This window comes from Paenibacillus sp. FSL K6-1122 (genome assembly GCF_037977015.1).
In the GTDB taxonomy this organism is placed as follows: domain Bacteria; phylum Bacillota; class Bacilli; order Paenibacillales; family Paenibacillaceae; genus Paenibacillus; species Paenibacillus amylolyticus.
Map to the genome: position 1 here is coordinate 6,338,159 of NZ_CP150272.1, position 13,335 is coordinate 6,351,493.

Below are 13,335 nucleotides of genomic sequence, written 5' to 3' on the forward strand. Positions count from 1 at the left end.
GAAACCATAATTCAATACTATATCAGGCTAAACTAGGACTGCTTCGCTGCATTGATCGTATCACGAATCAACTGAGCACGGTATATGTCACGCTCATCTGTGCGCATATCTTCCCCGAATGTTTTCTGCAAAAATCCCGGCTGTGTCATCACATTCAATTCATTCATTACCGTGATGGACAGTCCATCCAACAATCCGAGATCCACGCCAAGGCGTACATCCGATAAGCGCTGTGCAGCTTCCTTGGAATCAACAATAGCTGCATGAGACAATATGCCATAAGAACGCATGACCCGATCCGTAATCCGAAGTCTGGAGTCGGTAATTAACCGTTCTCTCGCTGTACGTTCATGACCAATCATCTGTAACACAACACCATGCAGGTTCTCGATGACTTCCTGTTCGGTCTGTCCCAAAGTAATCTGGTTCGAGATCTGGAACAGGTTACCCATTGCCTCGCTACCTTCACCGTATATCCCTCTTACCGTCAATCCCACTTGGGAAACTGCGGTTAGAATACGGCCAATCTGTTGTGTCATCACCAGGGCAGGCAAGTGCATCATGACCGATGCTCTGACACCTGTACCTACATTGGTAGGGCAGCTAGTTAAGTATCCTCTGCGATCATCAAAAGCATAATCCACGTGCGCTTCAAAAGCATCATCTATTGCGGAAGCTTTCTCCCAGGCTTCTTTCACCTGGAACCCCGGATAGAGGCACTGGATACGAAGATGATCCTCTTCATTAATCATAATACTGACAGACTCATCCTCACTGAGAATAACCGCACCATTCCTGGATTCATTCGCAAGACTTGGACTGATGAGATGTTTCTCCACCAGCACCCGTTTGTCGAGTTCGTCAATATCGATCAGATCCAACGTATGAAAATCCCCAAAGGCATGAACGTCATCGTATTGAAGTACTTCGCTCAGCTTATTCAGCACCTCTTCCGATTGCTCATTGGAAGCCAGCATCGGAAACGGAACATGCTGAAGGTTGCGTGCAATCCGGACACGGCTGCTAATGACAATTTCGGAATCAGCCGCATCACTGCGCATCCAGTCGCTGAGCGCCTTATCTGTAAAGCGCAGATTAGGCATTACGCATCCCTCCTACTCATGACAAACTTTACTCCTGAGCTATTCCTTTTTCAAGTCCTCTGATCTGGTCACGGATCTGGGCCGCCTCTTCAAATTCCTCTTGTGCGATGCTCTCTTGTAGCTCACGCTTCAGATCAGCAATTTGCCGTTTCACCTTGATGCGACCACCAGCTCGTGCAGGCACTTTGCCTACATGGGACGTATTACCATGAACCCGCTTGAACAAAGGATCTAGACGACTGTCAAAATATTTATAACATGAACTGCAGCCGAACCGGCCTATCTTACTAAATTGTGCGTACGTCATACCACACTCTTCACATTGAAGAGCTTTTGCAGGTGGTGTTCCTGCCGATCCACTTTTGCCGGCTGGATCAAAATCAAGCAATCCGGACAACAAGTTGTGAATGGAAAACCCACCTGCTGTTCCAGGGATCATTTCCCCTTTTTCACGGGCACATGACTCACAAATATGGAATTCCGTCTTCTCTCCATTTACGATCTTCGTAAAATGAAGTGTCGCCGGACGTTTATTGCATTCTTGGCACAGCATATTGATGTACCTCCTTTGACCCCGATAGTTTTCATTTACCGAGCAAAGATATTAACATCGCCTTCAACATTCTGGCACGAATTTGATCCCGGTAAGGAAGTTTGACCAATATAACCTCTCTAGATACAGCAGCTCGCATCAACCCGGCTTCCCGCTTGTTCAAGAAGCGCGCTTCTTCCAATTGATAGATCAGACCTTCGGCAGCTGTCTGCCCGATCTCTTCACCAATACTATGGTGCAAATGATTATGCAGAGCTGATTGGGCCGGTAATTCAATGCGCTGTATGCGAACATAACCACCACCGCCGCGTTTACTCTCTACCAGGTATCCCTTCTCGAGTGTAAAACGTGTGCTGATGACATAGTTGATCTGGGAAGGTACACATGAGAATTGATCTGCCAGATCATTACGCTGAATTTCAACCATTCCTTCGGGACTTTCATGCAAAATACTCTTCAGATATCGTTCGATAATATCAGAGATATTACGCATCCAATCATCCTCCACTGTCTGAAACGTTAAGTCAATAAGGACCCACACGCCCCCACAGAGTACACCTTCTCTACCCATTTAACCAATCAGGGAAACAGCGAATCTTGCTTCCACAGGTGTCAACAGGAGAGCGAAGGAAGCACGAAGGTCCTTTAATATTCCCTTGATCCTCCGATGAAATGAATCCCGTATATTGGCGATCATGCATCAGATTGTAGAAAGAAAGCTACTTAAGTATTAAACCTTTAGTTGACTTTGACTTTCTTTGACTTTATAACCATTATAGCATATTTTGTGGTTTTGCCAAGTGGGGTCACTATTCATTTTTTACGATTTTACACGAAATATTCCCCGGACACAAAAAAACCTCCCCAAAATTGCTGGAGAAGTCCATTTGTCTTTCAATCACGCCGTATTTCTATATAAGCTAATCAAGTTAAATGGAGCAGTGGGAATAGTCATCAGAAGAAATCGAGCAAATAGGTTTCCCGTTCAGGAATCGCTTGTTCCAAAGCCTTGATTGCTGTGTTCGGTCCGTGAATTCTTCCGATTCGTGCCATTTCCGTGGGTCTGCGATATCCCATCAGCACCGCGGTAAGGGATTGAATATCCACCTTAATGATCTGATCATCAGTAATTGGCTCCGATGTTTTCCATATGGACGCTGTTCCGTTCATTGCCACGTTTAATTGCCATACCCCTTCATTCCATGGAGCGTGGGCATCCTCTACCTGAAGTACAATCTGCACCGGTGAGTCCTGGCTTGCAAATGGATACTGGGATATAAACTGCTCTACACTAACGATACGCGCCATAAAATAAGGTAGAATCTCCTGCTGAATCCGTGGGTTATCCAATTGGAAGGCAAGCGTGTCACTGGCAGGCGCCTGCAACGTAACTTCCTGGATCATGGAATCATGGTTAGCAATGAAGGTCCACAGCCCTTGCCTAGCCTCTTCATTCAGATAGATGATCTCTTTAATGGTAAACTTATTTTCCTTAACCTCATATAAAAGATAACCTTGTGCTGCATCAGCTTCATCGTAATATACAGCCTTCTGGCTGGCCCCATTAACAAGAACTGAATTCTCCCACCTTGCATCATCTCGAACCAGAGTTCCGTTATAACGCTCAGCATAAGCACTGTATACTTCCTTTAATATGCTGAGGCCCGGATCCCCACGCCGAATTGTTCCAGGTGTCTCTTTTTTCTGAGGCAAATGAGCTGTAGGTACTTTATAACGTTTAAATTCAACATACGTCTCCCATCCATACTTCCGATAGAAACCAAAAGAGAATGGATGCAAGAATGATATGCTCTGTTTGTTACGATTCATTTCTTCCAACGCATGCTTCAGCAGACCCGCTACCCAGCCTTTGCGTCTATACTCTGGCCAGGTGGCTACACCCGCAATACCGCCCATCTCGAACGATCTGCCATGAATATAGGTTTGAAAAGGAATGATGTGAAGTTTGGCTCCTAGCTGCCCGTCCTCATATACACCCCATATATCCTGTGACGAAAATTGACTGCGCCGTTTTTCTTTCTGTTCTTCACTCATTACTACTTGAAAAGCATATTCGGAGAGTGCCATCGCCGGTTCAAAATCATCTACCGTCAATTTCTGAATTTCCATGTTGTCCTACACCCCATTCGCTAGAGTTATATCAATCCAAATCATGGCCTGATATCTGATATATGTACCCCTTAGAGTGTGTCAGAGGATTCTTACAAAGTCAAATAAGAGATGCTTCCGCATCCCCTAAAATAAACAAATAAAAACCACCACCGAATAACATCGGCAGTGGTTCTTCGCTTGGCGGCGTCCTACTCTCCCAGGACCCTGCGGTCCAAGTACCATCGGCGCTAGAGGGCTTAACGGTCGTGTTCGGGATGGGTACGTGTGGAACCCCTCCGCCATCGCCACCAAACGCATAGCATAGCTTACATTCAGAGATCGTTCTCTGAAAACTAGATTCGAAACGAAACATGCGAATTACAACTTGCTAATTGGATAAGCCCTCGACCGATTAGTACTGGTCAGCTCCATGCATTGCTGCACTTCCACCCCCAGCCTATCTACCTCGTCGTCTTCAAGGGGTCTTACATACTGGGAAATCTCATCTTGAGGGGGGCTTCACGCTTAGATGCTTTCAGCGTTTATCCCGTCCGTACATAGCTACCCAGCGGTGCTCCTGGCGGAACAACTGGTACACCAGCGGTACGTCCATCCCGGTCCTCTCGTACTAAGGACAGCTCCTCTCAAATTTCCTACGCCCACGACAGATAGGGACCGAACTGTCTCACGACGTTCTGAACCCAGCTCGCGTACCGCTTTAATGGGCGAACAGCCCAACCCTTGGGACCTACTTCAGCCCCAGGATGCGATGAGCCGACATCGAGGTGCCAAACCTCCCCGTCGATGTGGACTCTTGGGGGAGATAAGCCTGTTATCCCCAGGGTAGCTTTTATCCGTTGAGCGATGGCCCTTCCATGCGGTACCACCGGATCACTAAGCCCGACTTTCGTCCCTGCTCGACTTGTAGGTCTCGCAGTCAAGCTCCCTTATGCCTTTGCACTCTTCGAATGATTTCCAACCATTCTGAGGGAACCTTTGGGCGCCTCCGTTACTCTTTAGGAGGCGACCGCCCCAGTCAAACTGCCCACCTGACACTGTCCCCGCACCGGATTACGGTACCAGGTTAGAACCTAGATACGATCAGGGTGGTATCCCAACGTTGCCTCCACGCAAGCTGGCGCTCACGTTTCAAAGGCTCCCACCTATCCTGTACAGATCGTACCCAAATTCAATATCAAGCTGCAGTAAAGCTCCATGGGGTCTTTCCGTCTTGTCGCGGGTAACCTGCATCTTCACAGGTATTAAAATTTCACCGGATCTCTCGTTGAGACAGCGCCCAAGTCGTTACGCCATTCGTGCGGGTCAGAATTTACCTGACAAGGAATTTCGCTACCTTAGGACCGTTATAGTTACGGCCGCCGTTTACTGGGGCTTCGGTTCACAGCTTCGGATTGCTCCTAACCACTCCCCTTAACCTTCCAGCACCGGGCAGGCGTCAGCCCGTATACTTCGCCTTACGGCTTCGCACAGACCTGTGTTTTTGCTAAACAGTCGCTTGGGCCTTTTCACTGCGGCCCCCTCGTGCTATTCACACTACCGGGGCACCCCTTCTCCCGAAGTTACGGGGTCATTTTGCCGAGTTCCTTAACGAGAGTTCTTCCGCGCGCCTTAGAATACTCTTCTCGCCTACCTGTGTCGGTTTGCGGTACGGGCACCATCACCTGGCTAGAGGCTTTTCTTGGCAGTGTGAGATCATGACCTTCGCTACTATAATTTTCGCTCCCCATCACAGCTCAGCCTTACAATGTGCGGATTTGCCTACACATCAGCCTTACTGCTTAGACGGACATCCATCAGTCCGCGTCACTACCCTACTGCGTCCCCCCATTGCTCATAACGGCTTACGGTGGTACAGGAATTTCGACCTGTTGTCCTTCGACTACGCCTTTCGGCCTCGCCTTAGGTCCCGACTTACCCTGAGCGGACGAGCCTTCCTCAGGAACCCTTAGGCTTTCGGCGGATCAGATTCTCACTGATCTTTTCGTTACTCATACCGGCATTCTCACTTGTATAATGTCCAGCGCTCCTTACGGTACACCTTCAACCCTTATACAACGCTCCCCTACCCCTGATGCAAAGCATCAAGCCATAGCTTCGGTGGTGTGTTTAGCCCCGTTACATTTTCGGCGCAGAGTCACTCGACCAGTGAGCTATTACGCACTCTTTCAATGGTGGCTGCTTCTAAGCCAACATCCTGGTTGTCTGTGCAACTCCACATCCTTTCCCACTTAACACACACTTGGGGACCTTAGCTGATGGTCTGGGCTGTTTCCCTTTTGACAATGGATCTTAGCACTCACTGTCTGACTCCCGGAAGTAAGTCTATGGCATTCGGAGTTTGACTGAGCTTGGTAACCCTTGCGGGCCCCGCACCCAATCAGTGCTCTACCTCCACGACTCTGTTTTCCGAGGCTAGCCCTAAAGCTATTTCGGGGAGAACCAGCTATCTCCGAGTTCGATTGGAATTTCTCCGCTACCCCCACCTCATCCCCGCATTTTTCAACATGCGTGGGTTCGGGCCTCCAGTGCGTGTTACCGCACCTTCACCCTGGACAGGGGTAGATCACCCGGTTTCGGGTCTACGTCCACGTACTCATTCGCCCTATTCAGACTCGCTTTCGCTGCGGCTCCGGCTCTTCACCTTAACCTTGCACGGGAACGTAACTCGCCGGTTCATTCTACAAAAGGCACGCCATCACCCCTAAAACGGGCTCTGACTTTTTGTAAGCACACGGTTTCAGGTTCTATTTCACTCCCCTTCCGGGGTGCTTTTCACCTTTCCCTCACGGTACTGCTTCACTATCGGTCGCTAGGAAGTATTTAGCCTTGGCAGATGGTCCTGCCGGATTCATACGGGGTTTCACGTGCCCCGCACTACTCGGGATCCGTCTCGGAGGGAACCAACTTTCAACTACAGGGCTTTTACCTTCTTTGGCGGGCCTTTCCAGACCTCTTCGCTTAACCGGTTCCTTTGTAACTCCATGTGAGACGTCCCACAACCCCAAAGAGCAAGCTCTTTGGTTTGGGCTTCTCCGCGTTCGCTCGCCGCTACTGACGGAATCACTATTGTTTTCTCTTCCTCAGGGTACTTAGATGTTTCAGTTCCCCTGGTATGCCTCTGCATAACCTATGTATTCAGTTATGAGTAACTGGAAATTACCCCAGCTGGGTTTCCCCATTCGGACACCCCCGGATCAAAGCTTGCTTACAGCTCCCCGAGGCAGTTTCGTTGTTCGCCACGTCCTTCATCGGCTCCTAGCGCCTAGGCATCCTCCGTGTGCTCTTAGTAGCTTAACCATTTTGTTCCGGTTTCGGTCGCTCGCTTCCCTTGTTTTGCTTGCGCAAAGCCAAAAGTCGCTCTCACCCGATACCCTCACAAAAGCAATTTAACTACCTTTATACACTTGACTTGTTTGCACAAGTTCAGCTTAAAGGAATGTTCTAATTCGCGTTTGTTTCGTTTCGATATCTAGTTTTCAAAGAACAAGCCAAATAGATGAAATTGTTTGGTGGAGCCAAGCGGGATCGAACCGCTGACCTCCTGCTTGCAAGGCAGGCGCTCTCCCAGCTGAGCTATGGCCCCTCAAATTCCATCAAAACTGAACAAATGGATAAGTAACTGTGTTGCTGTTGCAGGTTCTGAGACCTGCATATTTGAATGTTTCCGTTGCAGGAAACGATTCTCCATAGAAAGGAGGTGATCCAGCCGCACCTTCCGATACGGCTACCTTGTTACGACTTCACCCCAATCATCTATCCCACCTTCGGCGGCTGGCTCCTTGCGGTTACCCCACCGACTTCGGGTGTTATAAACTCTCGTGGTGTGACGGGCGGTGTGTACAAGACCCGGGAACGTATTCACCGCGGCATGCTGATCCGCGATTACTAGCAATTCCGACTTCATGCAGGCGAGTTGCAGCCTGCAATCCGAACTGAGACCGGCTTTGTTGGGATTGGCTCCATCTCGCGATTTCGCAGCCCGTTGTACCGGCCATTGTAGTACGTGTGTAGCCCAGGTCATAAGGGGCATGATGATTTGACGTCATCCCCACCTTCCTCCGGTTTGTCACCGGCAGTCTATCTAGAGTGCCCACCCGAAGTGCTGGCAACTAAATATAAGGGTTGCGCTCGTTGCGGGACTTAACCCAACATCTCACGACACGAGCTGACGACAACCATGCACCACCTGTCTTGAATGTTCCGAAGAAAAGGTACATCTCTGCACCGGTCATTCAGATGTCAAGACCTGGTAAGGTTCTTCGCGTTGCTTCGAATTAAACCACATACTCCACTGCTTGTGCGGGTCCCCGTCAATTCCTTTGAGTTTCAGTCTTGCGACCGTACTCCCCAGGCGGAGTGCTTAATGTGTTAACTTCGGCACCAAGGGTATCGAAACCCCTAACACCTAGCACTCATCGTTTACGGCGTGGACTACCAGGGTATCTAATCCTGTTTGCTCCCCACGCTTTCGCGCCTCAGCGTCAGTTACAGCCCAGAGAGTCGCCTTCGCCACTGGTGTTCCTCCACATATCTACGCATTTCACCGCTACACGTGGAATTCCACTCTCCTCTTCTGCACTCAAGTCACCCAGTTTCCAGTGCGATCCGGGGTTGAGCCCCGGGATTAAACACCAGACTTAAATGACCGCCTGCGCGCGCTTTACGCCCAATAATTCCGGACAACGCTTGCCCCCTACGTATTACCGCGGCTGCTGGCACGTAGTTAGCCGGGGCTTTCTTCTCAGGTACCGTCACCTTGAGAGCAGTTACTCTCCCAAGCGTTCTTCCCTGGCAACAGAGCTTTACGATCCGAAAACCTTCATCACTCACGCGGCATTGCTCCGTCAGGCTTTCGCCCATTGCGGAAGATTCCCTACTGCTGCCTCCCGTAGGAGTCTGGGCCGTGTCTCAGTCCCAGTGTGGCCGATCACCCTCTCAGGTCGGCTACGCATCGTCGCCTTGGTGAGCCGTTACCTCACCAACTAGCTAATGCGCCGCAGGCCCATCCCCAAGTGACAGATTGCTCCGTCTTTCCAGTTTCCTTCAGGCGAAGAAAACAATTATTCGGTATTAGCTACCGTTTCCGGTAGTTGTCCCAAACTTGAGGGCAGGTTGCCTACGTGTTACTCACCCGTCCGCCGCTAAGTATCAAGGAAGCAAGCTTCCTATCAACTCCGCTCGACTTGCATGTATTAGGCATGCCGCCAGCGTTCGTCCTGAGCCAGGATCAAACTCTCCAATAAAGTATTGAAAAGAGCGATAAGCTCATTTTGAATCTGACGATTCATTGTGAATCAAAAGTTACTATCCATTTGTTCAGTTTTCAAGGAACTTGTATGTCCGTTTATGTTGATGTTTGTCAACCGGACAGGAATCTTATCATATCATGTTAACTAACTTACTGTCAACACTTTGTTTTCGTCATCCTTCAAATGATTATGACAATCATTCGTTTGAAGCGACAAGAAATAATATATCACGTAGTGATTTATTTAGCAAGCATTTTTAATCAACCTTTTGATATCATCATATCTTCATCTACGCTGTCTTGTTTCCAACCTGTATTCGACAGATTAGCACATTCTCTGAACCCAAGATGGGATAACGATCCCTGCCCTTCTGTTGGTTTGAAGAAAGTGATCCAAAAACTCTATAATAAGGTATATAGGTATAGGGATAAGGTTAAGCAGTCAAGTGTACTACTTTCATAAGTAGCCTATGAACAATCGTATAACCATCTCGCATTGCACCTTTACACAGATCACGTACTCCATTCACAGCTAGCTATTACATATCCAAAGTTCTGAATAAACTCATTACTAACCTATATGGGGTGATCGCACTTGAAACAATGGTTGAAGAACAGACGCAAAGGTTACGGCAAAAAGTTGGTTTCCATCCATGCTTGGAATGCCTGGATTGTTGTGATCCTTGCTATTTCAGGTCTTATGCTGGTAGGCGGCTTTTGGCGCGAGATACTCGGAATTGGACGTGTCTGGTTAAAATGGCTACATATCATCGTTGGGCTAGCTATGCTGGCACCCGTAGTATATTACTTGATTTTGGCCGGAAAGCACTGGAAACAACTTCGAAATAGGCCTTGGCAAAGGGTAAACACCATCTTAGTTCTTGCGCTGCTGGTAGGTTGGCTACTCTCGGGTATTGTATTATGGCAGTTCAAGCTAGCTGGACCTCGATGGTCGAATGCTGCACTTTTGATCCATGACCTGCTGACTTGGGTGGGCTTACCTTATATTATCTATCACTCCATCACTCGGACCAAATGGTTAAAGGATCCTGCACGTCGTGCAGTTAAAACCACTACAACTTCAACACGAACTCAAAATACAGCTGATCCATCTGATTCAATATCGGATGAAAAAGAAACTCCGGCTGCTATATCTTCTTCCCAGTTTGATCGCAGTTCCGAGAGAGATCCCCTCAAATCAGAGGAGCGACCTCAACCATTGTATACACGACGAGCTTTCATCCGTTCTGCTGTGGGGGTTGGTCTCGCCGTGACTCTTGGTCCTACTTTTATATCCTGGGTAGGACGAAATCTCAAGATCGATAATAGTATTGATAGCATGCTGGAGAACGATCCTAACCGTATGGTTCCTCTGCCACAACCGCTGTCTGCCTCTTCACCTCCCATTGGAGGCGGAGCTGAAGGTCATTTCCGCGTATATACGGTTACGCCCATACCATCCTTCTCCAATGCTAATTGGTCTTTCCGAATTGATGGACTGGTTGAACGGGCACAGGTATGGAACTGGGAACAATTCGTGAAGCTGGCGCGTACCGTACAGGTTAGTGATTTCCACTGTGTAACGGGCTGGTCTGTATATAAAAATACCTGGGAAGGTATTTCTCTTGCACAGCTTTTGAAACAAGCCGGGGTCAAACCGGAAGCTCATAGTGTGAAGTTTTATTCCGGTGATGGTGTGTATACGGATGCCATTACGATGGATCAAGCACAAATGGAAGATATTATGGTCGCTGTCATGCATGATGGCAAACCTATCCCTGCTGATCTTGGCGGTCCGGTACGGCTCGTCATTCCTCAGATGTATGCCTATAAATCAGTAAAATGGTTGAATCGCATTGAACTCATCGACAGTGAACATATCGGTTACTGGGAAGAGCGAGGATATGACAAGGATGCATGGCTTACAGGCGCATCTCAACGCATTCCTAACAATTTAAGTGGGTCATGATCAGATAAGATAAAATTGGTGAGCGTTCATTCGTTGTAAAAGTAATTCAATAAATAGCAAAAGCCCCCGATCACATATTCGTGTCTTCGGGGGCTTTTTTTATATGAACTCTTTTGTTCATTTATCCTCTAACCCTGTGGGTTCAAAAGACGTACAAGTTCGTCCTCATCCTCAATCGTTGGAATGCCGAGATCATGAGCTTTGGTTAGTTTACTACCTGCCTTCTCTCCGGCAATAACCAAATCTGTCTTTTTCGACACACTGCCAGTCACCTTCGCTCCGAGCGCTTCCAGTCTTTGCGTTGCCTCTTCCCGCGTCAATTGATGCAGCGTTCCGGTCAAGACAACCGTTTTACCACTGAAGAAGGAATCTTCCACAACAGCAACGGCTGGTGCCTCAGGTGCCTGAGCTTTCACACCCAAGTTGAGCATTTTCTCAATTGCAGCCTGTGTAAACGGATCTGCAAAAAAGTTTACGATGCTCTCTGCCACAATACCACCGACGTCGGGTAGTTCAACCAGTTCTTCCACGGTTGCATTCATAATGGCGTGCAGATCTCGATAATGATCAGCGAGCATGCGCGTTGTCGATTTACCTGTGTTCGGAATACCCAGTGAGTATAAGAAGGAAGCCAAGTCTCTATCTTTACTAAGCTCAAGCGCAGCGATAAGGTTGTTCGCTTTCTTTTCCCCAAACCGCTCCAGCTTCACCAAATCATCAAACTGTAACGTATACAGGTCGGCAGGCTCACGTACGTTCAATTCATCATACAACTGAATCGCTGTTTTCTCACTGAACGTCTCGATGTCCATAGCATCACGGGAAGCAAAATGGGAAATACGTGCCACCGTTTGTGGTTTACACGCAAGTCTATTGTTACAGAACAGATGCGCTCCGCGTTGCTCCAGTGGGAATCCACATGCAGGACACTGCTCAGGGAAGACGATCTCCTCACCATCACTCTCCTCCGTCACTTTACCCAGAATCTCAGGAATGACGTCGTTGGAGCGACGGATAAAGACCCGTGTGCCCAGAGCAAACTTCAGATTTTTGCGCTCAATATCGCCGACATTGTTCAGAGTACAGTTCTGTACCGTTACCCCGGCAAGTTCAACCGGTTCTACGCGTGCCAGCGGAGTTACTTTGCCAGTACGGCCCACATTCCATACCACAGCGTTAAGAACCGTTGTGGTCTCTTCAGCCTCGAATTTATATGCCACCGCCCAGCGAGGGAACTTATCGGTATAACCCAACACTTCGCGGGTGCGCATGTCCGTAATTTTGATAACAGCTCCATCGATCAGATAGTCTAGCTGCCCTCGGTTCTCCTGAATCGCGGCCAGTTGTTCCATCACATCATCAAACTCATGGAAATAAGTAATCGATGGATTAACTTTGAAGCGGTTCTCACGCAGGAAATCCATCATCTGCTGATGATTGGCAAACTGAATGTCATCCGAATAACCTACATTATAAAAATAAGCATTCAACCGACGCTCAGCCGTCGCCTTCGGATTCAGGTTGCGGAGCGCTCCTGCTGCTGCATTACGCGCATTCTTGAGTGGCTCTGCCGCTGTCTCATTGTATCGGTCCAAGACAGACAGATTCATGATGCCTTCACCCTGTACTTCAATCGTACCGCTTGTGTAAGGAATTTTGAGCGGAACGGATCGGATCGTTCTTACCTGTGCCAAAATACCTTCACCTACGGTACCGTTCCCTCGTGTAGAGGCTTGCACCAACTCACCGTTGGTGTATGTCAGGTTCAGCGTCAATCCGTCAAACTTCAACTCAATGACATAATCTGGTTCCGGTAAAGGCGTATCGGGATTTTTACTGTTATAGTCATTAATCAGTTTTAGTACACGGGTATTCCAGCTCCGAAGCTGCTCAATATTCTGTGCTTTGTCCAGGCTCCATAAGGAGGATAAGTGGCGATGCGGGGTAAACCCCTTTAGCAGTTCGCCACCCACACGCTGTGTTGGAGAATCAGGCAGAACCATGCCGCTTTCCTGTTCCAGCGTAACCAGTTCATCGTACAGAAGATCATACTCCTTATCGCTGATCTGTGGCTGATCCATCGTGTAGTACTGATAATTATGCTGGTTCAGCTCGGTAACGAGTTGCTCCATCCGGTGCATCGGGTCCATACAGGGCCATCCCTCCGTTAATTTGATCTATGTAGAACGAACACTCCTATTGCACTGAACTGTGATAACAGATTAACTTTCCGATCGCTGTTATCCCCGGATTTCTTTTAATCCATTTTAAAAGGGTGGAAATCCGGGGATAAAGGCGAACGCTATGCTTCTTCAAGTTATTTCTGTTC

6 protein-coding genes, 1 tRNA gene and 3 rRNA genes are annotated in these 13,335 nt (G+C 48.3%); 1 reads left to right on the top strand and 9 read right to left on the bottom strand.

The genetic code is table 11. The features are described from left to right. Positions 1–32: 32 nt before the first annotated feature. The 8 genes from NSQ20_RS28380 to NSQ20_RS28415 form a co-directional block, all read right to left on the bottom strand. Positions 33–1,103 carry a protein arginine kinase gene (locus tag NSQ20_RS28380; protein WP_339195757.1) on the bottom strand — a complete coding sequence of 357 codons (1,071 nt, stop codon included), beginning with the start codon at positions 1,101–1,103 and terminating at the stop codon, positions 33–35. 28 nt (positions 1,104–1,131) lie between these two features. Next, positions 1,132–1,656 (bottom strand): UvrB/UvrC motif-containing protein, encoded by a 525-nt coding sequence (locus NSQ20_RS28385; RefSeq protein WP_036607138.1) that lies wholly within the window; start codon positions 1,654–1,656, stop codon positions 1,132–1,134. A gap of 31 nt (positions 1,657–1,687) precedes the next feature. Beyond that, positions 1,688–2,149, bottom strand: a complete 462-nt coding sequence (locus NSQ20_RS28390) for a CtsR family transcriptional regulator (protein ID WP_036671579.1) — start codon at positions 2,147–2,149, stop codon at positions 1,688–1,690. A gap of 461 nt (positions 2,150–2,610) precedes the next feature. Beyond that, positions 2,611–3,786: a GNAT family N-acetyltransferase gene (locus NSQ20_RS28395; RefSeq protein ID WP_076320296.1), complete on the bottom strand. Its 1,176-nt coding sequence runs from the start codon at positions 3,784–3,786 to the stop codon at positions 2,611–2,613. Between the two features lie 178 nt (positions 3,787–3,964). Beyond that, a 5S ribosomal RNA gene (gene rrf, locus NSQ20_RS28400) occupies positions 3,965–4,081 on the bottom strand. Positions 4,082–4,160: 79 nt separating this feature from the next. Further along, positions 4,161–7,086 (bottom strand): 23S ribosomal RNA (locus tag NSQ20_RS28405). Between the two features lie 210 nt (positions 7,087–7,296). Further along, positions 7,297–7,372: transfer RNA gene (locus NSQ20_RS28410), tRNA-Ala, on the bottom strand. Positions 7,373–7,479: 107 nt separating this feature from the next. After that, positions 7,480–9,032 (bottom strand): 16S ribosomal RNA (locus tag NSQ20_RS28415). The 16S, 23S and 5S rRNA genes sit together here with 1 tRNA gene alongside, the layout of an rRNA operon. Before the next feature lie 600 nt (positions 9,033–9,632). On the opposite strand from NSQ20_RS28415, the gene NSQ20_RS28420 reads away from it, so the two are divergent. Continuing rightward, positions 9,633–11,006, top strand: a complete 1,374-nt coding sequence (locus NSQ20_RS28420; protein ID WP_340031260.1) for a molybdopterin-dependent oxidoreductase — start codon at positions 9,633–9,635, stop codon at positions 11,004–11,006. Positions 11,007–11,134: 128 nt separating this feature from the next. On the opposite strand, the gene ligA is transcribed toward NSQ20_RS28420, so the two are convergent. Beyond that, positions 11,135–13,156, bottom strand: a complete 2,022-nt coding sequence (ligA, locus tag NSQ20_RS28425) for an NAD-dependent DNA ligase LigA (RefSeq protein WP_340031261.1) — start codon at positions 13,154–13,156, stop codon at positions 11,135–11,137. Between the last annotated feature and the right edge of the window lie 179 nt (positions 13,157–13,335).